General features: G+C 65.7%; 26 protein-coding genes. 13 read left to right on the forward strand and 13 right to left on the reverse strand.

What is annotated here, in order from left to right:
• Positions 1-13: 13 nt before the first annotated feature.
• The 8 genes from ACTDXD_RS27265 to ACTDXD_RS27300 form a co-directional block, all read right to left on the reverse strand.
• Entirely contained in the window at positions 14-361 is a 348-nt protein-coding gene (locus tag ACTDXD_RS27265; RefSeq protein WP_440127856.1) for a hypothetical protein, read from the reverse strand.
• Positions 362-442: 81 nt separating this feature from the next.
• Positions 443-1,846, reverse strand: a complete 1,404-nt coding sequence (locus ACTDXD_RS27270) for a MinD/ParA family ATP-binding protein (protein ID WP_440127857.1) — start codon at positions 1,844-1,846, stop codon at positions 443-445.
• Between the two features lie 10 nt (positions 1,847-1,856).
• Entirely contained in the window at positions 1,857-2,465 is a 609-nt protein-coding gene (locus ACTDXD_RS27275) for a hypothetical protein (RefSeq protein WP_440127858.1), read from the reverse strand.
• On the reverse strand, positions 2,462-3,106 hold the full coding sequence (locus ACTDXD_RS27280) for a hypothetical protein (protein ID WP_440127859.1): 645 nt from the start codon (positions 3,104-3,106) through the stop codon (positions 2,462-2,464). The genes ACTDXD_RS27275 and ACTDXD_RS27280 overlap by 4 nt, the downstream gene beginning before the upstream one ends.
• A 66-nt stretch (positions 3,107-3,172) precedes the next feature.
• Positions 3,173-4,777, reverse strand: a complete 1,605-nt coding sequence (locus tag ACTDXD_RS27285) for a peptidoglycan DD-metalloendopeptidase family protein (RefSeq protein WP_440127860.1) — start codon at positions 4,775-4,777, stop codon at positions 3,173-3,175.
• A 146-nt stretch (positions 4,778-4,923) separates the two neighbouring features.
• Positions 4,924-6,927, reverse strand: coding sequence for a cutinase family protein (locus tag ACTDXD_RS27290; protein WP_440127861.1), 2,004 nt, complete (start codon positions 6,925-6,927; stop codon positions 4,924-4,926).
• A 6-nt stretch (positions 6,928-6,933) separates the two neighbouring features.
• Positions 6,934-7,665: a hypothetical protein gene (locus tag ACTDXD_RS27295; RefSeq protein ID WP_440127862.1), complete on the reverse strand. Its 732-nt coding sequence runs from the start codon at positions 7,663-7,665 to the stop codon at positions 6,934-6,936.
• Positions 7,666-7,691: 26 nt separating this feature from the next.
• Positions 7,692-8,903, reverse strand: a complete 1,212-nt coding sequence (locus tag ACTDXD_RS27300) for an insoluble domain protein (protein WP_440127863.1) — start codon at positions 8,901-8,903, stop codon at positions 7,692-7,694.
• A gap of 299 nt (positions 8,904-9,202) precedes the next feature.
• On the opposite strand from ACTDXD_RS27300, the gene ACTDXD_RS27305 reads away from it, so the two are divergent.
• The 3 genes from ACTDXD_RS27305 to ACTDXD_RS27315 all read left to right on the forward strand — a co-directional run bounded on the left by ACTDXD_RS27305 (position 9,203) and on the right by ACTDXD_RS27315 (position 10,640).
• Positions 9,203-9,655: a helix-turn-helix domain-containing protein gene (locus ACTDXD_RS27305; RefSeq protein WP_440127864.1), complete on the forward strand. Its 453-nt coding sequence runs from the start codon at positions 9,203-9,205 to the stop codon at positions 9,653-9,655.
• A 138-nt stretch (positions 9,656-9,793) separates the two neighbouring features.
• Positions 9,794-9,982 carry a toxin-antitoxin system HicB family antitoxin gene (locus tag ACTDXD_RS27310; RefSeq protein WP_378563764.1) on the forward strand — a complete coding sequence of 63 codons (189 nt, stop codon included), beginning with the start codon at positions 9,794-9,796 and terminating at the stop codon, positions 9,980-9,982.
• Between the two features lie 436 nt (positions 9,983-10,418).
• Positions 10,419-10,640: a hypothetical protein gene (locus tag ACTDXD_RS27315; RefSeq protein WP_330136906.1), complete on the forward strand. Its 222-nt coding sequence runs from the start codon at positions 10,419-10,421 to the stop codon at positions 10,638-10,640.
• A gap of 1,060 nt (positions 10,641-11,700) precedes the next feature.
• Here the strand turns inward: ACTDXD_RS27315 and ACTDXD_RS27320 are convergent.
• Complete coding sequence (locus tag ACTDXD_RS27320; RefSeq protein ID WP_440127865.1) at positions 11,701-12,072, reverse strand: hypothetical protein; 372 nt, start codon at positions 12,070-12,072, stop codon at positions 11,701-11,703.
• A 1,013-nt stretch (positions 12,073-13,085) separates the two neighbouring features.
• Here ACTDXD_RS27320 and ACTDXD_RS27325 point away from each other — a divergent pair.
• Both ACTDXD_RS27325 and ACTDXD_RS27330 read left to right on the forward strand, forming a co-directional pair.
• Positions 13,086-13,283 carry a hypothetical protein gene (locus tag ACTDXD_RS27325; protein WP_440127866.1) on the forward strand — a complete coding sequence of 66 codons (198 nt, stop codon included), beginning with the start codon at positions 13,086-13,088 and terminating at the stop codon, positions 13,281-13,283.
• Positions 13,284-13,872: 589 nt separating this feature from the next.
• Positions 13,873-16,887: a Tn3 family transposase gene (locus ACTDXD_RS27330; protein ID WP_039583599.1), complete on the forward strand. Its 3,015-nt coding sequence runs from the start codon at positions 13,873-13,875 to the stop codon at positions 16,885-16,887.
• Positions 16,888-16,910: 23 nt separating this feature from the next.
• On the opposite strand, the gene ACTDXD_RS27335 is transcribed toward ACTDXD_RS27330, so the two are convergent.
• Entirely contained in the window at positions 16,911-17,579 is a 669-nt protein-coding gene (locus ACTDXD_RS27335) for a TetR/AcrR family transcriptional regulator (protein ID WP_006554624.1), read from the reverse strand.
• 129 nt (positions 17,580-17,708) lie between these two features.
• Here ACTDXD_RS27335 and ACTDXD_RS27340 point away from each other — a divergent pair, with 129 nt between their 5' ends.
• The 4 genes from ACTDXD_RS27340 to ACTDXD_RS27355 all read left to right on the forward strand — a co-directional run bounded on the left by ACTDXD_RS27340 (position 17,709) and on the right by ACTDXD_RS27355 (position 21,047).
• The gene (locus ACTDXD_RS27340; protein ID WP_039583601.1) at positions 17,709-19,280 is read left to right on the forward strand and encodes an MFS transporter; all 1,572 of its coding nucleotides are present in this window, start codon (positions 17,709-17,711) and stop codon (positions 19,278-19,280) included.
• Positions 19,281-19,292: 12 nt separating this feature from the next.
• A complete protein-coding gene (locus ACTDXD_RS27345) occupies positions 19,293-19,742 on the forward strand; it encodes a universal stress protein (RefSeq protein ID WP_006553198.1) in 450 nt (149 codons plus the stop codon).
• A gap of 22 nt (positions 19,743-19,764) precedes the next feature.
• Positions 19,765-20,301, forward strand: a complete 537-nt coding sequence (locus ACTDXD_RS27350) for a PaaI family thioesterase (protein WP_006553199.1) — start codon at positions 19,765-19,767, stop codon at positions 20,299-20,301.
• Positions 20,302-20,429: 128 nt separating this feature from the next.
• Positions 20,430-21,047, forward strand: coding sequence for a recombinase family protein (locus ACTDXD_RS27355; RefSeq protein WP_006553200.1), 618 nt, complete (start codon positions 20,430-20,432; stop codon positions 21,045-21,047).
• 200 nt (positions 21,048-21,247) lie between these two features.
• On the opposite strand, the gene ACTDXD_RS27360 is transcribed toward ACTDXD_RS27355, so the two are convergent.
• Positions 21,248-22,147: an alpha/beta fold hydrolase gene (locus tag ACTDXD_RS27360; RefSeq protein ID WP_440127867.1), complete on the reverse strand. Its 900-nt coding sequence runs from the start codon at positions 22,145-22,147 to the stop codon at positions 21,248-21,250.
• A gap of 240 nt (positions 22,148-22,387) precedes the next feature.
• Here ACTDXD_RS27360 and ACTDXD_RS27365 point away from each other — a divergent pair, with 240 nt between their 5' ends.
• Positions 22,388-22,999, forward strand: a complete 612-nt coding sequence (locus ACTDXD_RS27365) for a TetR/AcrR family transcriptional regulator (protein WP_440127868.1) — start codon at positions 22,388-22,390, stop codon at positions 22,997-22,999.
• Positions 23,000-23,395: 396 nt separating this feature from the next.
• Here the strand turns inward: ACTDXD_RS27365 and ACTDXD_RS27370 are convergent, their stop codons facing one another.
• Both ACTDXD_RS27370 and ACTDXD_RS27375 read right to left on the reverse strand, forming a co-directional pair.
• Entirely contained in the window at positions 23,396-23,734 is a 339-nt protein-coding gene (locus ACTDXD_RS27370; RefSeq protein WP_440127869.1) for an RNA polymerase sigma factor, read from the reverse strand.
• Entirely contained in the window at positions 23,731-24,618 is an 888-nt protein-coding gene (locus ACTDXD_RS27375; protein WP_440127870.1) for a replication initiation protein, read from the reverse strand. Before ACTDXD_RS27375 ends, ACTDXD_RS27370 begins: the two co-directional genes overlap by 4 nt.
• A gap of 238 nt (positions 24,619-24,856) precedes the next feature.
• Here ACTDXD_RS27375 and ACTDXD_RS27380 point away from each other — a divergent pair, with 238 nt between their 5' ends.
• The 3 genes from ACTDXD_RS27380 (at position 24,857) to ACTDXD_RS27390 (ending at position 26,495) form a co-directional block, all read left to right on the forward strand.
• Positions 24,857-25,120: a ParB family protein gene (locus ACTDXD_RS27380; RefSeq protein ID WP_440127920.1), complete on the forward strand. Its 264-nt coding sequence runs from the start codon at positions 24,857-24,859 to the stop codon at positions 25,118-25,120.
• Complete coding sequence (locus ACTDXD_RS27385; protein ID WP_440127871.1) at positions 25,117-25,392, forward strand: ParB family protein; 276 nt, start codon at positions 25,117-25,119, stop codon at positions 25,390-25,392. The genes ACTDXD_RS27380 and ACTDXD_RS27385 overlap by 4 nt, the downstream gene beginning before the upstream one ends.
• A gap of 533 nt (positions 25,393-25,925) precedes the next feature.
• Positions 25,926-26,495: a GNAT family N-acetyltransferase gene (locus ACTDXD_RS27390; protein WP_440127872.1), complete on the forward strand. Its 570-nt coding sequence runs from the start codon at positions 25,926-25,928 to the stop codon at positions 26,493-26,495.
• The last annotated feature ends 429 nt before the right edge of the window (positions 26,496-26,924 follow it).

The raw sequence follows: 26,924 nt of genomic DNA on the forward strand, positions 1-26,924 counted from the left end.
GTGATGCGGCCGGTCAGCTGCCGTTGACGACGAACAAAATGGCGCCCATGATGACGCCTGCCGCGGCGATGGCGCCGAACGCGACTGCGGCGGTCTTGGCGGAATCCATCGAATCGCTCAGCTCGCTCTGGTAGCCCCCTGCTCGGGCCTTGCGGATCTTGTAGAGCGCCGCGATCAAGTTGATCCCGGATGCAGCCAAAAACGCAGCCCAGATACCGGCAACCACGCGTGCCCACACATCATTGAGCGCGCCGCCGAACACATCCAGGTTCGGAGTAATGCCGTCCAACGGGTTTTCGGCTCCCTGTGCAGAAGCGATGCCGGCGGTCAGCAACAGCATGCCGACCGCAACTGCGGACACAGTCGCAGTACGTGCCGCCCTCCGAGGAAGCGAACTAGCAGAATCTTTGCGGGACATGAAAATTCCTTTCACAAACACAGGTCAGGCGTAGGGGTTGAAGCTCAACGGCTGGGGCGGCTGCGGACGACGCGAGTGCACCGGTGGTTGGTGTACCTCGGCATCGGGTGCCGGGTCGTCGGCTGCGGGTTCCGCCGGAGATTCAGTGAGTGCGGCCGGATCGACCGTCACGAGTACGACCGGCTCGGGTGTAGGTGCGGGTGGGGGTGTGGGCTCCGGTTCCTCCGGCGTGAACGTCGGAGTTTCCGGCTCCTCGCTTGCTACCGGGACCGGCTGCGGCCGCTGCCATACTCGCCGTTCACTGATGGCCTCGGCCAGCGCATCGGTCACCATCGCCGCGACATTCGTCCACGCGATGATCGATGTCTGCGACAGCGTCTCGAGCGTGATCCGCTCCCCCGATGCGAACACCGGCTCGAACGGAACCCGCACGTAGGTCTGCACGCCCAGAGCGTCGAACTCGTCGACGATGACTGATTCGAGGCTTGGATCGGACTCCGGTGTCGCGCACAACAGCACGATCGCAGTGCGCACCAGATGGTCGAGACCACGCTTGACCAGGCCGTCGAGCATCGCGTAGGCGTGCTGGGCCATGTCTCGCCGCATCGGCAGCGGAACGACCAGCACATCGGCGTTGTGCACTGCCCACTGCCAGGCTTCTGCCTGAGGAGTTGTGGCCGTGTCGATGATCAGCAGGTCGCGGTGGCGTCGGAGCACCGCGCCCAGAGCTGCGCATTCGTTCTTCTCGAGGATGCCGTCGTAGGAGGCGTCCGTGTCGCCGGCCAAGATCTCGTCGTGTGTGGGCTGCAATCGCAGATACGAGGCCAGTTCACCGGCTTCGGCCTCGGCAGAGACGAGTCGGCTAGCATCGCCCAGTACGTCCCAGGTCGTGCGCTCGATATCTGTGGTGCGTGCAGCACGAATGCCGAGGGTGCCTCCGGATTCGCTCATATCGACCGCGACGACTCCACGTCCGCGATGTTTGCCGAGTGTCGCTCCCAAAGCGATCGCTGTCGACGTCTTCCCAGCACCGCCCTTGGTGTTGACCACTGTCACCACACCCGAGCCCGGCAGGGTGCGCTGGATCGCTTCGATCGCCGCCCGGTATCCGGTTTCGGTCGAGTCCTGCTTGGGTGCCATTTTCGTGCCTAGGGCTGCATTGATTCGTCCGCGCCATCCCCACTGAGCAGGCTGAGTCAATGCCGGGGACGTTGCCTCGTCGAACAGTGATCCGTGTGTAGTTGGGGCCGGAGTACGAACGCCCTGCCCTTCGGCGGCCGCGAGAGCGTCCACCCCGACTCCGTACGGATCGGGGATCTCCTCGGTCACCGGCTCGTGCGCGTCCGGTTCAGCCGGGCGGTTGGTGCGCAACCGCAATCGACGTGGATCGACCGTCGGTTCGTGGTTGTAATCAGCGATGTCAGCCATCACGCTCACCTCACACAGTGGAGACGGACGACACGCGCCATCCGTCGCCGTTGTCGGTCAGCACCACAGCGACGTACTGCACATCACTGCTGATTTCGGTGCCGCTGGAATCGGTGACCGTGCTGGTCACCTCGTACATGCCGTGGTACTTCGTCTTGGTGTTCGCCTGCCCCTGATTGGGGACCTCGACCGCCACAGCTGTGACCGTCGCGCCCTGCGACGCCCACAGCGCCCACTCCCCCGTGGCCTTGACCTGTACCTCGGCGTCGGTGCGGACCTTCGTATCGAGTTCGTCGGTCAGCACACCCAGATCAGCGGCGCGGACCGGGGCGTCGTTGCGATTGGTGTCGGTATTGGTGTCGTACGAGAACCATGTCTGCACGACCGTGCCGCCGAGTTCGCCCGGATCATCGGTGTCTACCGTCGGTGGCTCTGGGGCGGCTGAAGCCTCCGGCGTCTCCGAGGCCGCGGTGTCCTCGGTGGGGGGCCACGCCGCCGTCGAGGTCGACGGCGGAGCCGACGAACTCGAGGATGCTTGATCCTGCTCGGTGTCGGAGCTGCACCCCGCTATAGTCAGTGCCCCGACTGCGACGCCGATCAGCGCGATCCGCCGGATCATGGGGTCACCACCAGATCTGTCAGGCGAATCGCGCGCCACTCGCCGAAGCCGGGCTCGAGGCACCACTGCTCGGCGATATTCCCGGTCGGAACCACGTCCAGATCGAGGATGACCTGCTTCTTCGCCGCCAGATCGGCCAGTTTCACTCCGTTGATGCGTTCGCTACTCACCCGCAGGCGCAGCCGCACCGCGTGCGCGTCGAGATGTTCGCGCACCTTCGAGGCGAGAAACACTGCCTTGCCGGCGCTGGCCTCATCGGCAGAGTCCTGATGGCCCGGGCGGAACACTCGGTCGTCCTTGTGGAACGAGCCGTACCAGGCGACTTCGCTGGTGTCGGCGTCACCGACCACTGCGAACGATCCACGTTCGTCGCCCGCCGAGGACAGCGAGACCACCGGAGCCGTTGCGGCCGCTGCCGCCAGCGACTCGGCCCGTTCGCGCTGCTCGCACTCGCGCAGTGCGTCGTAGTCCACGTCGAATTGCTTGTAGAGTTCGCGCTTGACCTTCGGCCATTGAGTGCGCGTCATGAGCCCCTTCTCCGACGCCCATGCCCTCAGATCCGAGGCCATCATGGACTCGACCTTCCGGGTGGCCGCGAGGCTGCGTACCGCTGCTTCGGCCTTGTCCCATTCGTCGCTCACGCTGTAGTGTCCTCTCTCTGGTGTCTCATCGTTTCCGATGTTCTGGTGTATGAAAACCGTTGTTGCTCAAGCAAATCGCATAGCTCTAACACTTTCCGGTGGTGTCCATTCGGCGACTTGGACCTTTCCCCCTGATTGGGGTGCTTCGACAACTTCGTTGTCCCCCATCCAGATCCACACATGACCGGGACGCGGCTGCACGATGTCTCCAGGCCGCAATTCCGAGGACTTGGTGATCGGTGTGCCGCGAGGATCGCTGACCTGCGCCGAATCCTGGTGTGGCAGAACGATTCGACCGTCTGTTGCCTGTGCGACTGCATAGAGGATCAGGCCCGAGCAGTCGAACCCGAGCTTGTTGTGGTCACCGTGCGCGTCGGCCACCCCGCCATCACTGATACCGCGAGTCGGTCCGCTGGCATCACCACCGCCCCAGGCGTAATCGGTGCCCAACCACCCGAGGGCTGCATCGACCACCCGTGAGTCGGTAGCCGGTGGGCGCGGAGCCTGCTCGACCCCCGTGAAGTCGGGGCGGCGGGCAATGATGCTGCGCACGTAGTTCGTCGTCTCGGAGTTGCCGCAGACGCCGCTGGAGGCGAGGGTGCCGCCGGGGCCGCAGTTGTAGGCCGAGAGCATCAGCGCGGTGCCGCCACCGTGGACTTTTCCGTCGCGGAGCCACTGTTGCGTCAGATCCCACATCTGGCAGTCGTAGTCGGCCATCGCCATGACCGAGTCGCCGATCGAGTTCACATCCGCCACGCCGTCACCGTCGTAGTCCTTGCCGAGCGCGGCCCAGGTGTCGGGCATGAACTGGCCCGGTCCGCGTGCCCCGGCCGGTGAGACCGGCGAGCTCGGTCCGTAGCGAAACTGGTTTTCTGCATACAGCTGGGAGGCGAGCAACGGAGCATCGACCGCATCGCAGGTGTCCGCCGCCTCGAGGATCCACTCGCGGAACTCCTCAGGCACCGAACCGTCTTCGAGCGCGCTCCCACCGGGGCGAGTCAAACCGGTGCAGCCCGCTCCGAGTGGAGTCTCTGCCGCCACCAGCTGCACGTTCGGCGAAGCCGGAGCCTGTTCGGGGGAGTCCAGTTCGCCTGCATCAGCGAGCCAGGGCTTCGGGTCGATCGGCGACCCGCCGTCGAGCCGGCCACCGGGCCAGACCTCGAAGTGCAGGTGCGGGCCCGTCGAACCACCGGCATTGCCGACCTGCCCGAGCAGGCCCCCGGAGCGCACCTCATCGCCGACGCCCACCAGCACGCCGTCCGAGTGCATATGGCCGTAGACCGTCGAGAGTGTCGTCCCATCCGAGGTAATCGAGTCGACGATGATCCAGTTGTCGAAGCCGCCCTCATCGCCGGGACCGGAGTCACCAGCAGCGACGACGATCCCATCCATCGGTGCATAGAAGGGTGTCCCGATCGGGGCTGCGAGATCGATGCCGTTGTGCGGGGCACCCCACCGCGGGCCGAAGCCGGAGGTGAACGTGTAGGTGCCGGTCACCATCGGCTGCACTTTCTTGCCGGAGGCAGCCCGCAGACTGTTCGGCGACCTGGACGATCCCTGCGTCGGCAGGCAGTTGTCCGGTTCGGGATTGTCGCTGCCACACATGACCAGCGAACCCATCAGCACGACGACGCCCGCCGCCAGCGCGAATTTTGCAGTCGAAGAAGCCACGTTTCTCACCCCCTTTGCATGAGTGCTTCACAGCCCGCCCAGGCCATGCACCGTGTGACTTCGCATCCGCCCGCCCGAGGTCGGATGCCGATTCGTGAAGGGCTCGGCCCTGGCGGCGGCACCACCCGCCGCCAGGACCAGCGGAGCTATCCGCCGATCGCCCGCGCGAAAATGTTCACCATCGTGTCGATCGCGTTGTCCTCTCCGTTCGGGGACCAGCTCGGATACGCGATATGCGAATTCGAGGCGTAGAAACTTGCGGCGGTGAAGCCCTCGGAGACGAGCTGACCGAGCTCGGCTGCGTCATCACTGCTGGCCAGCGCCATCACCGACGAGCTCAGGCCGGCCAGGTCGCTGTTCTGCGCCTGCACGGACATCAGCGATCCGATCGGATCGTCGGGGTCGTGCAGCTGATCGGGGCTCATCTTCTGCCCCGGTGTGAGCACCCCCAGGGCCACCTGCGCCAGTTCCACCGCGACCGGCATCAGCCGCGACAGCTCGAGCACGTTCCCGGTCTCAGCGATGGACCAGGCGATTTCCTGAATCTCACCGACATTGCGGGCCAACCGAATGACATCGACATTGCCGAGAAGATCGAGCACCAGCGTCGCGATCGCCGCCGTGCCGGATGGGTCCGGCACCATCGCCACCAGACGAGAGAGTGTCTTGAAGTCCACCCCGGCGGCCATTTTCACCAGCGGGGAGAGCTGATTGTTCAGATCCCCCGCAATAGCGTGCGCGCCCCGCACATCGCCGGTGGCAACCTTGCCGGGCAGCGCTTGCAATCCAGCTGCGACCGCCTGGTAGTCGACCGATGTCACTCCGGACACGACGTTGAGCAGCTGATTGATGATCGTCGTCGGCTTGGCGACCGAGAGCACCTGCGTGGCCGTACGAAGCTCCGGTGGACCGGCGGCCGCCAAGGGCGAGAGGCCCGTCACCAAGGTGTCTGCCGAACTCGCCAGCGTGGAGACACTGACCGGCTCACCCGATGTCCGCGCCTTGAGCAACGCGGTGCTTGTACTGGTCACCGCCTCCGCGGCCGAGAGCACCGCAGGAACATCGACCTGCTCGAGCGTGTCGAGAACACTCGCGGTCGTCGCCTCCGGTGAGCCTTCGGGAGCCGCGGTGAAGGTCTCACGTGCACCGGGGTTGCTGTCGATCCACGCGCTGGCCTGGCTGACCGGCGTCAGGGTCTCCGACACCAGCCTGGCCTGCTGTGTGATCCGGGCGATGTTCGCCGCCGAGGTGGTCGACGTCGGACCGCCCGCATCGAGCGTGGCCACGGACTCGGCCAGCCGGGTTGCTGCACCGACCACTGCCGACAGATCGGCATTGCGCCACTGTCCCGGTGAGGACAGCGCCTCGAGCAGCGATGACGACTGCGTCGCCGTCGATTGATCGGCCACAGTCGACGCACCGGCCAGCGTCGGCGTTTCCGGCGCAGCGGTCGAGGCAAGCTGTGCCGAGACATCCACCGCACCAGGAGGATTAGCGATGATCCGACCCAGCGAAGCCAAGAACGGAGTCGCCTCACCATCGGTATTGCAGTACGCATCATCCGGGTGACAGATGTCGAACACCTTGCCCGCGAGCTGACCGAACCCTTCCGGGGCCGGCCCCGCAATTCCTTGCCCGGGCAGCGGCGGACCGATCAACTTCGCACCCTCGGTGCCGCGTTTCGGGTTGGCGAGCAGAATCACCGCTTTGACCTGCTGCGCGGCAACCGGGCCGAGGCCGTGCCCGATATTGACGGCCAGGTCGTTGCCGATCTGCGCGCCCTGGCTGTACCCGGCGATGACGTACTTCGATGACGGGCACCGCTCCATCAGCTCCGCTGCTGCCTTGTCACCCCTCGACTTGGACTCTGCATACGAGGTGCCATTGAAGAACGCCTCCCCTGGATACGGCACGTACACCGCGTCGAAGTTGTTGCCGAACCGCTGTTCGAGCGCATCACCGACCGCAGCGAGCATCCCCGTCGGCACGTTCGGATCGGCATGCGCCGAGGTCTCCGTCGTGCCCGGAATCATCATCGCGATCGTGCGAGCACACCCATTCAGCTCGGCAGCATGGGCAACAGCCGGAACGGTCATCCCGGCCGCAGTTGTCATCACCGCAGCCGCCAGGGCGATTCCTGCTTTCCTCATTCCGGACTACCCCCCGACCTCTTCGATGGAGCGGATCAACACACGGCCGTCCTCGGCCGTGGTCGTAGTGATGCGCTGCTTGAACTCGTTGCGGCGATCCGGACGGACCTCGGTGATCTGCGCGCTGTAGGTATCCGGGCCGATCGCAGTCACCTCGAGGCAATGCGTTGTCCCGAGGGGAACGGAGTCGATCCCCTGCTGGATCACCGCAGCACTGGGCAACGATGCATCGGATGCCATCAGCTCCCGTGCTGCGCCGCCGTCCCGCAGCAAGTAGTACCTGTGCTCGAGTGCGGTAATCACGCCCTCGCCGGAGAGCTGGTCGCCTTCCCCCGGCGCGCAGGGATCATCCGCCACAGCAGCAGCAGCAGGCGGCGCAGTCACCGGAGCCGGGCCGACGACATCCGCACCATCGGCGCCGATCAGCGCCGATGCGCCCCAGCCGACCATGCCCACCACCGCCACAGCAGCGATACCGACCCCGCCGTACAGCAGTCCGCGACCGACGGGCGTCCGTGTCCCGGCCTTGGCCGACGGAGCCGATGCAGTCTGGCGAGCAGGGCGGCGGCCACCCTCGACCGCCGGCACCACCCGAGACTCCGATTTACGTGCGCTCGCTCCCCCCGCGGAGGAGAAGCGCTCCCTGGTCGCCGGTGCCGACACCGACGGCCGGACCGTGCGGGTTCGCGGTGCCGTCGCGTCGAGGACACGTGAACCCGGTCGGTTGTTCCGTTTCATCGGTGTGTCTCCCCCTCGACCGTCACTCAGGCGTCGAGCGTCGGTTCGTCGGTGCCCATGCCCAGACCCACGGCCTCGCTGATCAGACGCGATGCCCGGCCCGCCGTTGCGTCGTTGAAGAACGTGTCGAGGCCCTGGTCGACCTGCTCGACGATCTGTTCACCACCCGGTTGTGCCTGCACGAAGTCGCGAACCTGCGAATCGAGTGCCGGAGCGGTCTCGTCAGTGAAGGTCTGCACCGCCTCGACCGCAGCTGCGCCGACGGGGTTTTCCGACCACTGGACCAGCGTGGTGTCGACCTGCTCGGTGATCTGCTCGGACTCGACCTCGGGTACTTCGACCTCGATCGGTGTGGCATCCTCGCCTGCGCCGTAGGCGGTACCGAGGCCGTATCCGGCCAGGCCACCACCGACCGCGCCGAGACCGCCACCGACGGCGCAACCCACACCGAAGCCGATACCCGTCCCGAGGGCGGTTCCCGCCACACCCGAGGTGATCGGCGCAACCCCGGGGACCGGGAGCGGGACCATCGTGCCCAACCCGGCACCGCCGATACCGCCGACCGTGCCCAACGCCAGAGCCGTGGGTACGCCCGCCGCCGCGCATCCGGTCGCGAAACCGAGGCCCGTGCCGACCGCCGTTCCGGCGACCTGCGCGGATGCGAGCTTTTCGGCTTCCTCGGAGTCCATGTTGCCGGTCGACTTGTGGATGTCGGTCACCATCGCCTCGACCACCGCCGTGGTGCGGTTGGTGCGTTCGGCGTCGGGGTCGGAGACCCAGTCCGGCTGATCGAAGATCACGCGGCCGAAACGCATCTTGTTGGCCGGAGCTTGGATAGGCAGCGTTGGCCCGGCGAACACGGCTGGGGCCTGCGGAGTCGGATCTGCGTTCCAGGTGCCACCGCCGGAATCGTCGTCCGAATAGTCGCTGTACTGCGTCATCGAGACGCCGCCGCCGGTCTGCGGGTCGTAGGCGCGGGTACCGCGGTTGTACTCGGCAGGCGGCGCGACCCAGAAGTCCTCGGTCGGCTGCGGCTGCGGTGAGGACGGCGCGGGTGTGGGCTCAGGTGCCGACTGAGGCGGCGTCGAGGTGATACCGGCCTGACCACCGCCGGATTCCGGTGTGGACGTGATTCCGGCTTGTCCCCCGCCGGAGTTGTCGACCGGGGCCGCTGATGCTGTCGGCGCCAGGGCGATCATCAACCCGGCAGCAGCTGGAGCCAGCGTTGCGGTGCTCAAGACCGCGCTCGTTGCCCTCCGGCGGCGATGTGTGCTCACGAAATAGCCCCTCCCGTTTACGCATGGCGCATCGCAAAGCAGCGACGCGCCACGTCCTGTGTCGTGACGCGCCGGGAGAGATGAAGTGGGTCCCCCGACCTTGCCCTTGATGGGCGAGTTGAGCGTACTGATCAACTGCACGTCTGCATTTGTATCATAATACCACCGTACTTTGACATCAAACCTCAAATCCGCATGTCAGGAGGGGTGCAAAGATGGGTGAGTTCCTAGCCCAGAATCAGCCTCACCAGGGAGGGCGATTGTCGAGAAGTACCGTGCGCGGCTTCAGCGGAGCCCGGCTTCGTCGCCTACGTGAAGCACGCGGACTGACCGGTGATGACCTGGCCGACGCCGCCGGGATCTCCGAGGCGACGTTGCGTTCCTGGGAGATCGGGCGCGCCACCCCTACCCCCGCCCTGCTCGGCGCCGTCGCCAAGAAACTGCGTGTGACTATTGGTGACATGCTTGTTCTTCGGTCCGACGAGCTCACTCTCGCTGACCTGCGCACTCTTGCCGGCCTCAATCAGGCCGACGTCGCGGAAAAGCTCGGTGTCGGCACCACCACGCTCACACGCATAGAGAAGGGGCGGCGCGACTACGACCCCGACGTCGCCCGTGAGCTTGCGCGCATCTACAAGGTCAAGGCAGGTGAGCTTCGTGCGGTATGGGATCGCACCCGGCAAATTCGTCTCGACATGCTCGACAAGATCTGAGTCGATGTCACTGTATTGAAGTTAAAACCGTAGAATAGATCCGCGCCACGCCGATGGCGACGGTAACTGACATGAGGGGCTCGGGCCGCTAATCTGATTCAGATTGATTGGACGATCTTGAAGAACGGGGTTCGCGCAATGGCACAGCCACACAAGGGCGACCGCGCCGCGATGACTCTACGTATCCCCGCTGAGCTGCATCAACAGCTCAGCAAGGACGCCGAAAATGCCAAGGTCGCGCTGTCTCAGTACATCGCCGACCTACTCGCACTTCAAGCCGGCAGACCGGACCTCGCTCGCGAAGTCGGGAAGGTGTCTGCCATGTAGGCGCCGCGCCGGGGATGTCCAGACCATTGGAAAAATCCCGTAAAAGCAGAAGGCCCCCTGCCTGCCAGCAGAGGGCCTTCAAAAGAAACCATTGCCCGACCAGTCGCCAAACCACTCGGGCTTTCGTACTTCCTCACCAGAGAAAGCCGTCGTTATGCATATTAGCGAGCTTGGCTCGTGTACTTCAACTTTCGCTTCAGCTACATCCAGCGTGTCGTCCTGTGCGCAACGAGGGGATCTCTCACCTCAACCCGTCGACGAATGGGTCCCAATTCTGCTGTACGACGTCGCAGGAGCTGCGGTAGGACAGGCCTGTGCGTCGCCTTCCACGCACTTGGCAAGGTCGCGGGACGTCGGCGTGTTGCCTACACGTCCGCGAGCTTCGTCGCGCAAGATGGGACCGCATTCATATCTGGTGCTGATACGAGGAGGTCGAATGGGACGCCCAAGCAAAGGCGAGCGTGACTATGTGACGATCCGCGTGCCAAAGGAAATCACACCCGCGCTCGATGCCGCACTCAACGCGCGAGGAGTGACCTCCCGCAGCCAATACCTGGCAGACCTCGTCTGCCATCACCTGGGGCGTGCCGACCTTGCTGTCGAATTGGACCCCAACGACCTCTCCAGCACCTCGCAGGAGGTGATCGACGCGGCATAGAGGCACACTGCCAGAGGGACTAACCAGCCCAACAAAATCCAGTGCCTACTGCCGACATGAGAAAACCCCCGCAGCGACCGGGCTGACGAGGGCTCTCAAGGCGTAGAGGCGGAGTTACCAGCTCCTCCTCAGGTACTGCTATATCCCCGAAGGGACTGTCGTGCCAGACAGGTCTCAGGGTAGCGCATTCCCTGAAACAGCTTCAATCAATGCGCTCCGTGTCGTTGCTAACGACCCGATAAACGAGCCTCATTCAACGCATCTCCTCAGGCACCTGTTCGACATGTGCACACGAGGATGGTCGCCGCGGCCCCGTGTACGCCTCGATGCACAGTGCACTCACGACTACTTGGCGACGGCATCGATGCCTCCAGCAGCACCGAAAGTCCCGTGGGCGATCCATCTGACCGCCGCGGACCTCCGATTCCGCCTACTCGCATTCGACTTCGACAGCGGCCCACATGGTGCCGACGTCGCCGCCATCGACGCACACCGGCTCTGCACGGTGCTCGACGAGCTCGGTGTCGCGCACCTGCACACAGCCTCCGGCCCGGCAGGCGGCCAGCACGTGTGGATCCGACTCTCCGACCCAGGGGCGAGCGCGGACAGCGTACGCACGCTCGCACATGCACTGCGCCAGCACTATCCCAGTCTGGATACCTCCCCGCTGGCCAACCCCGTGACCGGCGCCGTCCGACCCCCCGGCGCTCCCCACCGCAATGGCGGATATTCACTCCCCTACCTGCATGGACCCGCTCTAAGCAACACCCTGAAGCGCATGTCGTCGGGTGCTCCCCACGATGTCGTGGAGTGGCTACTTGCCCGTCACCCCCACACAGAGCTCCCCAAACACCACGATCGCACCCGCACGGTCCGCATCCTCGAGGATCAGGCCGGACCGCACCTGGACCGGCCCCGACGCCCGCTGAGCATCCGCACCCAGGCACTGCTGGGCACAACGCCAACACCCGGCACCGACCGATCGGCTCTCGCACACAGCATCCTGCTCGGCATGGCCAAAGCCGGCCACAGCCTCCTCGACGTCGAAACTGCCGTGGCATCAGCCCCCGGACTTGTTCGGCTCCGCGACGATCACGACCGCGGCTGCGACGACACGGCCCGGCAATGGCAGCGAGCCCTCGACGTCGCGGCCAGGTTCGCACCTTCCCTTGCGGACGAGCGCGCACCGGTAGACGACGAACTCGACCAAGTCGAAGCCGCCGTAATGGCAGATCCGACACGCTGGGCACGCCCAGGAGGTGCCAGCGACGAACGAATCCTCCACGCTTTGATCGTCCTCGCCCGCACCGCCCGTACCCGCACCCTCGACGTCGACGTCCGCAGACTCGCCGAAGCAGCTGCCGTCGCCGCATGCACCGTCTCCCGTCGCCTCCGCATCCTTGCGGGGGAACAGTGGGTCACCAGAATTCACGCAGGATCGGGTACCCGCGCATCGACCTGGGAGCTGAATCTCCCCTCTATAGGTGCAACACAAGGGGAACCCGCCCCCGCCCCTCGACCCGGAACATCGCATGCACTACTGGCCCATCACACCCATGATGTCTGGACGCACAGAATAGGTCTTGGTGGTGTCGTTGCACGCATTCACTGGGCAACTCTCCAATTCGGAAAACCAATCATTTCCGTCCACCGCAGAACAACACTGGCTTTCTTTGTATCAGCAGCCACTGGATACACCAGCGAAACCGTCATCCGAACCCTCTACAAGCTGCGCGACCTACAACTTCTACCCACATCGGCAATGACGTCGACCGAGCAAATGGACCGCACTGCTCACTCACGTGGCGTGATAGGTACAGCAGCCACCAGAACCCACCGACACCTAATCGACCGGGAACTACACCGCTGGTGGACTGAAGAACTTGAATGGCGCAGCCGACGCGGAAAGAAGCGCGGCGTCCGAGCCACTCCCTCCGGCACCCTCGCTCTTCCCATCGCGGCCCCCGCGCGAGCACGTTACGGACGATTCCCCACAGGTGGCGACGGCCGCGCCGACTATCGAACTGCGCGCGATGCCGTGGTCACGTCGTTGGCCTACCTCCCTTACCCGCATTCAGCAGCAGCGTGAGTCGCATCAGGATGCGGCGAACTGAGCGTCACCGCTGGACCAGGGGGTGCCGTAGTAATTGAGAAGGATCGGCCGGAATGCACGCAAGGAGCAGATATCACCATGCGACACCGCAACCGCCGCCATCGAACTCATCGAACAGACCTATCCATCCGGGCCGCCGCCGAACGACTCGGCGTATTCAAAGACAAGGTGCACCGCTGGACCATGCCCTACCGTGGCACCCTCTCCTCATTCCTGAACCCCGAACAACACCACGCCCCAACCCCCGAATCCGAACACCAGTGGATATGCTGCGCACTTCAACCGGCGAACACGACAAATCGCCAACACCCAACACCGAAGGATCCACTGACATGCGCAAGCTACTGGTGGTCGCCGCCGCGACCGCGACACTCGGCCTCGGCATCCCCGCAACCGCTGCTGCCGCACCGCCCGAGGGTCCGTGGCCCATCCCCTCGGGACCCTGCGATTACATCGGCCCCAATTCCTGGGAATGCCTCCTGGTAACCCTGCTCAGCACCGGGTCCGCTGGCAGCGGTTCGGCAAGCTAAACCCTCTAGCGCACAGCAATGGCGCCCCAGCTCAGGGGGAGAAGCATGGGGCGCCATTGCTGTTGGAGCTACGAACCGATAACCATCTGAACTGCGGGTTCTGAGTCACCTCGAACCCTGCACTGAACGCCGATCCGTCATGACCCGATGCTTCATCACGGGCGCGAACATCGGCAAGAACGTTGGCACTCGAGGCGTACGTGTACGGCGGTACACCCACCACCAGGTCCTTGGTGATACCGACTCACTTTGCCGTATCCGCCCGATCTTTCTCGAATAGCGGTCTCTGCCAGTCCGGTCGCGCTCGTGCGTGCCGGCGCGATGTTCCACCAGGGCAAGCTCCTCGAACGACCCGGCGACATCACCCCGCACAACCGCCACCGGACACGCCGACGTCCGAGATCGCCTGACGGACCCCACTCCTGGATCGCTTACCCTATTTGGGGTAGCCGTAGCATCCGCCGGAAATCGGGCGGATTTGGCGTATCCGACTGGTGGGCACGGGGTTTCGAGTTCGGCATGCGCTGTCGACTGGTTGGTGCTTGACTGCCGATGATGATGTTGGTCGGTGCTGGTGGAGGCTGGGGTCGTGGCGACGCGGATGTTCGCGGACGAGGAGTTGGAACGACTGCGGGGATTCCCGGAGATCAGCCGCGAGGAGCTGTTCCGGTACTTCACGCTGACGCCTGCGGATCTGGCGTTCGTGGATCCGGGCCGGGGCCGGGGCCCAGCCGAGCGGCTGGGCTTGGCGATCGCGTTGTGTACGCTGCCGTGGCTGGGATTCGTGCCGGATCGGCTGGTCACGGCTCCGCCGGTGGCGGTGGCTCGTGTCGCCGAGCAGTTGCGGTTGGATCCGGTGGTGATCGGTGCCTACGGCAGGCGAGCCAAGACCCGCACCGAGCATGTGCGCCTGGCCGCGCGGTACCTGGGATGGCGTGCGGTCGGTGCGCTCGAGTTCAAGGAGCTCGATGAGTTCCTGCTCGCGCGGGCGATGGAGCACGATTCCCCGACTCTGCTGTTCCGGCTGGCGTGTGAGTATCTGATCTCGGCGAAGGTGATCCGGCCAGGCCCGGTCACCGTGGTCGAGCGGGTCGCCCACGCCCGCCACCAGGCCCAGACCGAAACCTATGACCGGCTCGCTCACGAGTTCACTGCGGCGCGGTGCGCGGAGTTGGACGGCTTGCTTGTCACCGACGCTTCGCTGGGGATCTCGCGGTTGCGGTGGCTGTCGACCGGGCCGGTGGAGGCCTCGGCGGCCGCGGTCCGCGCCGAGGTCGACAAGCTGGGTTTCCTGCGCGGGTTGGGCGCTGATCGGCTGGATATGTCGGTGCTGCCCGCCGAGCGGCGCCGGTTTTTGGCCACGATGGGCCGGCGCCTGAGTCCGCAAGCGCTGCAACGTCGGGATCCGCAACGCCGGTATCCGATCCTGCTCACGGTGCTGGCCCAGTCCGGCACCGATGTCCTCGATGAGGTCGTGGCGTTGTTCGATCAGGCGATCTCGGTGAAATTCGGTGCTGCCGAACGGAAGATGCAGCAGCGGCTGGCCGAACGAGGGAAGACTGGAGAGGACCGTCAGGCGCTGCTGGACGATCTGTTGGAAATCGTCACCGACCCCGGCGTTCCGGATGAGGAGATCGGTGCGCTGATCCGCGGCGAGAAGATCGGGTGGGAGCGCCTGCGCGCGGCGATCGCCCAGGCCAAGCCCAGGTTGCCGCGTGATCACGGGCATCTGGCGGCGTTGGATTCCTCCTACAACTACCTGCGTCAGTTCACCCCCGCGGTGCTCGAAGCGGTGCGCTTCTGCGGCGGTACCGCCGCGACCGAGTTGCTGATCGCGGTGAACATGCTGCGCGAGTTGAACGCGACCGGGCGGCGCAAGGTCTTCGATGACGCCCCGACCGGGTTCGTGCCGATGAAGTGGCGCGGCTACCTCGACGAGGCCCGCAAATCCGGCAGCGCGACCGCGTATCGGCACTACTGGGAGTTGTGTGTGCTGCTCGGATTGCGTGACGGGTTGCGCAGCGGGGATGTGTTCGTGCCGGGCTCGCGCCGTTACGCCGACCCGGCCGCCTACCTGCTCACCACCGGGCAGTGGGAACCGCAACGCGTTGAGTTCTGCGGCCTGGTCGGGCGATCCGCCGATCCTGGCGTCGCGCTGGCCACCGTGGTCGCCGAACTGCACGACGCTCTCGGTGAGCTGGAGGAGGTGCTGGCCGGCGGGGACGGCCCGGTCCGGCTGGACGAGGGCGGGGATCTGGTGATCTCGCCGCTGAGCGCGGAAGATGTTCCCGCCGAGGCGATCACGCTCAAGGCCGAGCTGACCGAAATGCTGCCGTTCGCGCCGATCGTGTCGCTGCTGATCGAGCTGGACAAACGCACCGGCTACCTGGACTGCTTCACCCACGCCGGCGGTCAGGCCACCCGGACGCCGGAGCTCAAACGCAACCTGATCGCGGTACTGCTGGCGCACTCGACGAACCTGGGGTTGACCCGGATGGCCGAGGCGTGCGGAATCACCTACGACATCCTGGCCTGGACCGACGAGTGGTATGTGCGCGAGGAGACCCTGCGCGCGGCCAACCTGGTACTGGTCGGCTACCACCAGCGGCTGCCGCTGACCGCGGTGTTCGGCGCCGGAACACTGTCGTCGAGCGACGGGCAGCGTTTCCCGACGCGCGGTAAGTCGACCACGGCGCGGCCGTTGAGCCGCTATTTCGCCAGCGAGGGCCTGTCGACCTACACCCATGTCAGCGACACCCACGCCACCTACGGCACCAAGGTCATCGTGGCGACCAAACGCGAAGCCCACTACGTGCTCGATGAGATCCTGGGCAACGCCACCGATCTGCCGATCACCGAGCACGCCACCGACACCCACGGGGTCACCCTGGTCAACTTCGGGTTGTTCGACCTGCTCGGGATGCAGCTCTCGCCACGGATCCGGGATCTGGGGCGGATCACCCTGTACCGGCCGGGCCCGCGCGCCGAGGCCGAGGCCCGGTTCCCGCACGCGGGCCCGCTGATGACCCGCAAGGCCAACCTGGGTTTGATCGCCGAGCACTGGGACGATCTGCTGCGGTTGGCCGGATCGCTGAAGTTCGGGCACGCCACCGCGTCGCTGTTGGTCGGCAAGCTGTCGGCGTCGGGGCGGCAGAACACCCTGGCCGCGGCGCTCAAGGAGTACGGGGCGCTGCGGCGCACCATTTACGCCGCGAGATACCTCTCCGATCCGGACTACCGGCGCAAGATCTCGCGGCAGCTCAACAAGGGCGAGTCGCTGCACGCGCTGCGCCGCGACCTGCTCTATGCCCATGAGGGGATGATCCGGGCGCGCCACCTCGAGGACCAGACCGAGCAGGCCTGGTGCCTGACCTTGACGACCAACGCTGTGATCGCCTGGACCACAGAGTATTACGGGTTCGCTGTCGAGCAGATGCGCCGGACCGGGCAGCGTATCGATGACGAGGTCCTGGCCCACATCAGCCCGGCCCACAGTGCCAACATCAACTTCTTCGGCGCGATCGAGGTCGACATCGACGCCGAGCTGGCCCAGCTGGGCCCGACCGGGTACCGGCCGCTGCGGGTGCGCGACACCTTGTTCTGACCGCGCGGAACCGGGGCCCGTGGTTACGGCGTGGCGATGTCGATAGCGGTGTCTGCTGGCGTGGGTGTTCGGTGGGCGGTGAGGAAGTTGTCGACGAGCCGGGTGCAGTCGTCGTGGTCGATGCTGCGTAATCCGGTGAGACGGGCGAACACGATCGGGCCGAGGAGTTCGATGATGGCGAAGGTGGTGTCGAGCTCGCCGAGCATCGCGCGGGCCTCGGGACTGGTGAGGATCTGGTCGAACGGGTGGCGGTACTGCTCGATGACGCGCGCGCGCAGCGAGGTGACCGCGGCCGGGTCGGGGTGGTCCTCGCCGATGGAACCCATCGCCAGCCAGGCCAGGGTGGTCATCTGCACCGGAGCCTGTTCGATGAGGTCGGCCTGGCTGGCGAGCAGCGCCAGGAGCCGCTCACGCACGGGCCCGGTGCCGGTCGGTGTGTCGACCTGGGGAAGTAGTCGTTCGAAAGTCGCCGCGAGCAGCTGGGTGGTGCTGCCGAAGTGCCGGTAGAGGGTGGCGCGGGCGACCTTCGACACGCGGGTGACCGCCTCGACGGTGACCGCCTCGACACCGCCGGTGGACAGCAGATGGGTGGCCGCGTCGAGCAACCGGTTGCGTGAGCGCGCCAGTCGCGGATCGGCCTGCTCGTCGTCCGCGGCGAGCGGGTCGGTCGCCGCCGGGCCTGGGTCGGTCATGGACGCGCCTTCCTCCGAATTCGTGTCGTTGAACTCTTGATATGGGTGAACTCTATCCCACCCCCCAACCACTATGATACGAATGGTCTCGTACAGATACCGTTGGTCTTCAAAGTCGGGGAGGTGCCGGTGGCCACACCCGGAACGGACACTGTCGAGATCGCCCGCTGGACCAGGGCCCAGTGGTGGATGCTGGCGGTGTCGTGCCTGGCGGTGGCGCTGGTGGTCGCGGCGATGGCGGCGTTGTATTCGGCGTTGCCGCAGATCGCGCTTGCGACCGGGGCCACCCAAGCCCAGCTGACCTGGATCGTCGACGGCTACACGCTGGTGCTGGCGTGTCTGGTGCTGCCCGCCGGCGCCGTCGGTGACCGTTACGGGCGCCGCGTGGTGCTGGTGGTGGGGTTGGTGGTGTTCGCCGCCGCCTCGGCGCTGCCGCTGCTGCTGTCCGACCCGGCCTGGTTGATCGCGACGCGCGCGCTGGCCGGGGCAGGCGCCGCGCTGGTGATGCCCTCGACGCTGTCGATCCTCACTGCAGGGTTCGCCCCCGCTCATCGCGGCCGGGCGGTGGGGATATGGGCCGGGGTCGCCGGATCCGGGGCGATACTGGGGATTCTCGGTGCCGGGGTGCTGCTCGAACGATGGTCGTGGCTATCGGTGTTCGTAGGGTTGACCGTGGCCGGGGCGGTGCTGGCGGGGTTGGCGTGCACCATCGCCGAGTCCCGCCAGCGCGAGCATCCGCAGGTGGACTGGGTGGGCGCGGTGGCGGTGGCGGTCGCTGTCGCGGCGATCGTGTTCGCCGTGATCGAGTTCCCCGCGCGCGGCTGGGCCGACCCGCTCGTCGCCGCCGCCGCCGGGGTCGGCGTGGCCGCGACGGCGGCCTTCGTGGTCGTCGAGCTGCGCTCGGCGGCGCCGCTGCTGGATGTGCGGTTGTTCGCCCGCCGTGGTTTCGGTGCCGGGTCGCTGTCGGTGACCATCCAGTTCCTGGTCACCTTCGGGGTATTCCTGCTGCTTGTGCAGTACCTGCAGCTGGTCTTCGGTTACGGGCCGCTGGCCTCGGCGCTGGCGTTGGCGCCGATGGTGGTGCCGCTGGTCGTGATCTCGGTGATCGCGCCGTGGCTGTCGAGCCTGGTCGGGTTACGGGTGATGACCGTGGCCGGCCTGCTCACCATCGCCGCCGGGCTGGTGCTGGTGAGCCGGCTGACACTCGCCGCGCACTACCTCGACCTGCTGTGGCCGCTGCTGATCATGAGCGCGGGCCTGGGATTGTGCACCGCGCCGGCGACCTATGCCATCGTCGCCGACACCCCCGAGGCCAAACACGGGGTCGCCGCCGCGGTCAACGACGCCGCCCGCGAGATCGGCGCCGCGATCGGGATCGCCGTGGCCGGCAGCGTGCTGGCCGCCGGCTACACCCACCGCATCCAGCCCGCCCTGCCCCAGTTGCCCGAGCCCGCCCGCGGCCCGGTCGCCGATTCCCTGGCCGCGGCGCTGCAGGTCGCCGACCAGGCCGGACCGGTGGCCGCACCGCTGGCCGAGTTCGCCAAGGCCGCGTTCGTGCACGGCAGCGGCCAGGCCGCGCTCGCCCTGGCCGCCCTCACCACCGTCGGGGCGATCGTGCTGGCAGTACTGGCCCCCGGCCGCGCACCACGCCGCCGATACATCTCGACCATTTCCCCCGCAAAACACGCTCCCTTCTCGTGAAAGACGCCCGTCATGACGGCCTATCGCACGATCATCGTCGACACCGACGGATCCGACCGCTCCTACCGTGTGGTCGACCACGCCGCCGAACTCGCCCACGCCACCCACGCCCGGCTCCTGATCATCTGCGCCCGCCACCACATCGACGCACGTGAGCTCGGGGCGGACCTCGACCGGCTCGGACCCGACGCCTACCAGCTACGCGGCACCACTCCCACCGAGGCCATCCTGCGGACCGCCCACCAGCACGCCCTCGCCCACGGCGCCACCGACATCGAAACCCACATCCTGTCCGAACCCGCCCCGCACGCGCTGCTGCACCTGGCCGCCGCCACCGGCGCCGACCTCATTGTCACCGCCGATCCCCACCGGCCACCGCTGCTGGCCCGGCTGCTGACTACCCCACCGATCGAGCTCGCCCGCAAAGCCCACTGCGACATCCTCTTCACCACCGCACGGTAGACACACCCCACAGAAAGCGCCCATGACCGAGAACACACCCAGCACCCATACACCCGAGCCCCGACAGGTCCCGGACTGGATTCCCGCCTTCCCTGTGCTCGCACCCGACTCCGCCGACCTGCCACCCCACCACGACCACTGCCTCGGCTGCGGACCGGCCAACCCCCACGGCCACCAGCTACGCGCCCGCCGCGACGCACACGGCGTCCACGCCCACCACCGCTTCGACTCTCGCCACGTCGGCGCCCCCGCGATCGCCCACGGCGGCGCGGTCGCCACCGTCCTCGACGAACTGTTCGGACTCTTGCTCTACACCGTCGGGGAACCCGCGGTCACCCGCCACCTTGCCATCGACTACCTCGCCCCGATCCTGCTCGACACCCCTTACACCCTCCGCGCCCACATCCACGCCCGCGACGGCCGCAAACTCCACCTGCAAGCCACCATCGAAAACGACCACGCCCACGTGATCACCACCGCCACCGCCCTGTTCCTCACCGTCGACGTCAACCACTTCCTCACCCACAACACACCCCCACACACCGATAACACCCCCTGACCTGTTCCGTAACCGGATCGGCCACCGGAACACCACGCAGAGCCAACGTCGGCCCAGCTCACCGGTGTTCCGTAGAGGTGTTCCGCTGACTGTGCCGGTCAACCCCCGCTATCTGGAACACTTTCGGCATGGGTGAGCCGTTCCGCGTCGGATACTGCCGCTGCTCCACCGACGAACAAGACGTCGAGATCCAAACCGAGCAGCTATTGGCGCTCGGAGTGCCGCGTGAGCGGATCTTCATCGACAAAGGGTTCTCCGGGACCACCCGCAAGAACCGGGCCGGGCTCGACAACGCACTCGCCGCCGTCACCTCCGCCGCGGCGGCCATCGACGGGCGACAGGTAGTGCTGACCACGCCGAAGTTCGACCGATTCGCACGCAACATGGCCGAAGCAGGCCAGACCCTGACCGAACTGCGCGAGCGCGAGGTGCTGTTCGGACTCGGGAGCTCGATCTACGACTGGAACGACCCGTTCGGCAAGCTCTTCCTGCAAACCTTGGCCATGGTCGCCGAATTCGAGGCCAACCTCAACCACCTACGCACCCGCGAGGGCATGGCCAAGGCCCGCGCGAAAGGCAGGCTCAAGGGCAAGCAGCCGAAACTTCCTCTCACGGCACGGAAAACAATCCACCGCCGCTACCACGACCCCGCCGACGACGCGAGCCTGGCGGACCTGGCCGAGGAATACAGCGTCGGCCGCTCCACCATCCACCGCATCGTCAGCAGTGCTGCACCACGAGCCTGAGAATTCACCAGCCTGTCGTCAGGATCCCGCTACTTTGCACTTCCTGACAACCTTGGGTTGCGGGCCCTTACGTCCCACACGAGTTCTGGCCCGAATCGGATCGTCGGCGAGCTGGGCGGATACGCCGCGCCCGCCAGGAGCCGGTGGCGAGACAGACGATCGTTTCGACCCAACAGGCCGAGCGGATCACCGACCGGGCACTACGCCATATCCGCCCGATTTTCGGCAAATGCTACGGCTACCCCTATTTGAGCCTCGTCACCAGTTGGTCCGAGCGTCCAATGAGCCTCCAGCGCGTCGATGAGTTCGGGCGCCCGCTCGTCCGGGAAGAACAACCGGGCCCCCGGAACCTCGACGACACCGGTGGCGCCAGGAATGAGATCGACGAGCCAGTCGGCCCAAGAGCGGCGGAAGAAGATGTCGCCAGTGCCCCACACAATGGCAGTGGGCACCTCACACGCGCTGAGGAGAGGACGGATCGACGCGAGCTCTTCAGGTTTCATCGACGACAGCAGAGCCGTCATGAAGCGGCGCCCCTCGCGGCTGCCCAAGGTCGGTGCCAGGTAGCCGATGATGACGTCGTCGGGGACAGCAGAGACGTTTTGATAGCCGGTGCGGTAGATCTGCTTGGCGAGCGTGGGCATCCTGGCCAGCGGGGCGCCCGCGCGCAACAAGTGAGCCTTGGCTGCCCAGACGGCAGGCCGCAGTGCGAGGGGCGGGAAGTTGCCTTCGGTGTCGCAGTTGGTGAGGGCGAACGAGGCGAACCGCTCGGGGTTGCGGGTCAGCACGACCTGAGCGACGGCGCCGCCGGTGTCGTTGCCCACCAGGTGAATGTCGTGCAAGTCCAGCTCGCGGATGACCGTGTCGACAGCGTCGGCAAGCCCCCACACCGACGGCTCCCCCACAGGGGGTGTGTGCCCGTGGCCGGGCAGATCGATACTGATGCAACGACGGCGGTCGGACAGCAGTTGCACGCAGTTGCGCCAGAGCCTGCCGTTGGTGAGCACCCCGTGCACGAACAGCGTGACCGGGCCCTCTCCCACGTCGGTGAAGCTGATGCCCCCGGCGGTGCGGCGATGGGCTGCGAACTCGTCGGTCACGAACTACTCCTCGTCTGTCTGTCCAGGCCATGGCGGGAGTGCCAGCGGCGCGCGCGGACCGACAGTCGCCATCCGCTCGAAGACACTGTGTGCGAATACGACCGGTTGCCCGTCCTCGTCGTGTTGCCGCGTCGGCATGCTCGACTGGGCCATTTCCTTCGTCGTTCCCATAGCTCAGCCCCTCCGCTCACAGAGTATGACTCTGTAACCGATCCATGGTCCGCGAGTATTCTCGGCTCCATGAGCTCCGTCAAGCCCCGCCGCCGTGACATCAGTGCTGCGCTCACCAAGAAGGCTGTGCTCGATGCCGCACGGCACCTGTTTGTCACCAAAGGATTTGACGACACCTCCATTGACGAAATCGCCCGTGCTTCGGAATCGAGTAACGGCGCGGTCTACCACCACTTTCGCGACAAACAGGAGATCTTCGCCGAGTTGTTCCGAGTCAGTCAGACAGCGATCCTGGAAGCCACCATCGCTGCGATGCCGCCAGAGAGCGGCGGCTGGGAGCGCGTCGAGCAGGCCACCCGCGCGTTCTTCGAGAGCTACGTTGTCGATGACGAAGCCCGAGCGCTACTCGCCCAGGCCATCAACGTCCTCGGCTGGAGCCGCGTCCGCGAGTTCGACGAGGGCATGGCGATACCTCTGATTCGGGCCATGCTCGACGAGGCCATCCAGACGGGCGAGGCGAAGCCTGTCCCGGCTGCAGCCGCCTCGTTCATTCTGTTCAGCGTCTACTGCAACGCGGTGCTATTCGTCACGACCGACCAAGAACCCGAACGTGCAGCCCAGGAGGCCTCGACAGTCCTCACCGCACTTCTGTCGGGTATGCGCGTCAGCCACAGCGGATGAGCTGACACCGGGGTGTAGCCGTCCCCAGCACGCCGGCGTCCATGGTCGCCGGACGGACCGATCCACAGGATTTGACTACTTCTCCATGGCCGGTGACGAACCGCCCTCAACCCAACCGAATACCGACTACTCGAACAACGGTCTCTACCCAGTCGGCCACCCCACCTGGGCAGGATCCGAATACGCTTGAAGGGGTTTTGGTAGCAGCGGCGACAAATCGGCGGATTACAAGATCGGATCTCCCACAGCCACCGCCGGCCGAGATCAACACTGGCCGCTCGATCTGTGCGTATTCGCTCTTGTTCCGCCGTTCCTACCGGTGCCCCAGGAACCCCAGCGGTCCGTAAACTCGCTGGCAACCCAGCTCCGCTGTAGGCCTGTTTCAGATGCGGTCTGCTACGGCTGATTCGGGACCTTTGCACCGGTCAGTCCACTTCCGTGAAACTCGCCGACGCCACGAGCAGGAGCTTTTGTCTCCTTGAGCTTGCGGGCATCATGCAGAATCCGGCCCACCGCGCCGGTCGAAATACCCATCTCCTCGGCGATCTCGCGGTACTTCATCCCCTGCTCACGCAGGCCCACCACCCGCTTGCGACGGACTTCCGCGCGCTCGAGAAATTCGTCCCGAGGCTCAGCGATCAGACGGCGTGCAGTGCGCTCCGAAGAGCCAAGCCGCTGCGCCAGCTCCTTCGCTGTGATCGATCGACGTTGTTTTGCCTGCGCACCGCCGCTCATCGCGCGTACTCCAATGCTGTAGCCAAATCGAACTTGGTGGCCCGCTTCCTATTCGCTTCTCGCTTCGCGGAGCTCATAACCTTGCCACCCTTGCTGCCACGCGCAGCCTGACGAGCTCGGAACGTTCCCTCATCGAAATTACGCCAGATCCACTTACCGATGGAGTACGCAGTGGCACGGACCTCGACGAACGGCAGCGGGTCGGCGAACTCGCTGTTGATGCCGTGACAGCGCTGAAGCACCAGCTGGAGCCACTGGTCAACGGAGCCATGACGGTGGTTCCACCACTGGGGGTACGCCCACTTACGTGCCGTGTCGAACATCGTCACATTGCGACCCAGACCCACCGATCGGTCCGGCCGCCGCGGCGCCTGACGAGGTGTGTAGATAGTCGCCAAATCCCGCAATGAGTACGGGTCCGAGGGGCCGTAGATGGTCTCCCACCCGGGGTGGATCGGATTTTTGGTCAGCTGCCCGCCATAGGAAAAATCCCCATCGACGGAGATGCACAGACCTCGCTCGATGCGATGCGCATAGCGCAGCGGAGTCAAACGCGCCGAATCAGTGCGACAGACCCTATGGTCGCCGAGCCACCAACCCAAGTGCGCCCGCCCGGAAGGCGACTGGGCTACCCAGCTCGGCGCCGGATGATCCGAAGGCTTCTCGAACGCGCGCATAGCCGCATCCGGATGGTCGCAGTCGATGACGATCGATCCGAGCAACGCGTGAGGAGAATGCTGGATATAGCGCATCATCAGCGCCTGGTCGCGGCTCATCCGGTACTGACCGTGCTCGAGTTCATTCGTCGCGAACGGCCGGTGCGGCAGTAGCACCTCGTTTCCCCACTGCTCGTCACTGAGAAGCGACGCCCCCACGGTTTCCATGCTGAGTACTGTGCACTATCAAGATCTACTGTTCGGGTAGGACACGCCGAGCCATATACGGAACTTATTCGGGTAGGTCATGCCAAGCCATATCAGGTATCCGCCCAGACCTCCTTCCCTGAGCCGTGGAACGTGCCCCTCGCAACAAGGTCTTCTCGCTCAGTCGGTGCGCGTCACCAGGCACTGACTGAGCGAGACAAGAACACCGCGTGCCGAAGTTACGATGGGCACTGTGACCATGAAAAAGCGCATGGCCTTCGACATCACCGAAGACGATGCTGATCGGGTACGCGCCGCATACGTCGGCACCCGCGGCACCCTGCCACCAGCCACACTCAGCGAGTTCATCACCGAACTACTACTCGAAGGCGCCTACCGCCTCGAACAAGCCCACAACGACGGCCGGCCCTGGCGCACCCCCACCCGAGGCGAGCTCAAATCCCTCTCCCAGACCGGCGTCGGCCGCAACGCGCCGACATCTCGGCACCGAGCCTCCGAATGACCCAGGATCCCTCTGGACCCAAGAATCCGCGCACCCCACGGCCCAAACTCGGCTTCCACACCGACCAGGCCGAACGCATCCGCGCCGCCTACCTCGGCACCCGCCCACACCTTCCAGCGAGCACCTTCGGAGAATTCCTCGAAGCAGCAGTCCTCGAGAAGATCGAACGCCTCGAAGCCGAGCACCACGACGGCAAGTCATGGGAAACCCCCGCCGAAGGCGAGATCAAGTCCACGTCCCAAACCGGAGTCGGCCGCTGGCACCGAGAGTGACCACTCTCGTCATCACTGCTGCAGCGAGAATCCCGTGCTGTGTCCCGAGACCTCTGGCCTCTCACACTTCACTACGATCAGGGGCCTATGAATGAGAACGACTCGCAAGAATCCGGAGACCAGCACGAGACCCACTCCGGACCACCTGCGAGAACGGCGAGAACCGCAGTGCGACCCCATCGATACGCACCCCAGCAATCCTGCGCGGCGTACTCATCGCTGCTGCCGGCTTCCTATTCCCGCAAGATCTAACTGTCCAGGCCGGCGTCCCACTCCCCCTCACAATCACATTTCCGAGCGTCGTGAATGCGACCGCGATTCTCGGTGACACAGTCGCGCTCACGCACCGACGCCGGCGCCCGTCCACACCCTCGGACGGCTCGCCGTGATACTCACCGCCGTGAGCTGAACTTCGGAACCTGAGAACGACAATCGCTTTTTCGGCTGGGAAGCGAATACGTCAGCCGACCTACACTCGCATGCGGACGCGGACACTCGCTCGCGCTGCCACGGACGTCACAGGAGGTCGCTGCATGAGCCACCGCGTACGCCCCACCGTGCCTTCAGATCTGGATTCCGCAGCGAGGGTCCTCGCTGCAGCGTTCGACAGGTACCCGTGGACGCGATGGGCTCTGCCCGAGGACCGATACGCAGAGCGTCTCGAAGAGATTCAGCGTCTCTACCTCGGCCACGCGCTCGACCACGGCATCGTGCTCGTGGACGACCAGGTGCGCGCGGTAGCGGCATTCCTTCCCCCGGACACTCCCGCACCCGCCGAGCAGATCCAACAGCGGATAGTCGAGCTGCACGGATCACGCCTCGCTGCGCTCTCAGCCCTGCCCCGACCCGATCCGCCTGCAGGATGCTGGACGCTCGAGACAGTCGGGGTCGATCCAGCCCATCAAGGATCGGGGCTGGGGACAGCGGTGACGGCGGAAGGTCTCGCGATACTGGACCAACAGGGAGCCCCCGCCGCTCTCGAAACCTCGGACAAGCGAAATGTCCGCCTGTACCAACGGCTCGGATTCGCCACCGCCGCGACGACGACGATCCCGGACGGCCCCATCGTGTACTCAATGACCCGCAACCCGCAGTCCCGGTAGGCGCTCCTCACCAAACACCCAGAGGGATTGCCAGCGGGGTCACGTAGCGTCCTCCGGTGTCGACGTCGCATCCGCGCCTGGGACCGGTCGAGTGGGGTGACCCTGGCCACCGACATAGGCCAACGGAGCCTCCTGAGTTGTCGGGATTCTCACCGGTCGCAGCATCCTGACAATCGGCATCCCAGCACGTTGCGGACTTCTCACAGCCGCCCCGACAGCCTTGCCACCCGTGAGACTGTCGTAGACCCGCCATGTCGAGCACTGCCGGAATGGGTCTCACGCTCGGAACGTGAGAGCACCACCCGTCGCAGTGAAAACATCCGACTGACCAGGTCGCATCACGCACCGGCCAGGGGCTCAGCTGCATCATCCGTCACTCTCGCGGAACGTCGCACCGACCAGACGACGAATCCCGCGTGAGAATCGCGC

The sequence above is a fragment of the Rhodococcus sp. SJ-3 genome (assembly GCF_051918125.1).
Lineage (GTDB): Bacteria > Actinomycetota > Actinomycetes > Mycobacteriales > Mycobacteriaceae > Rhodococcus.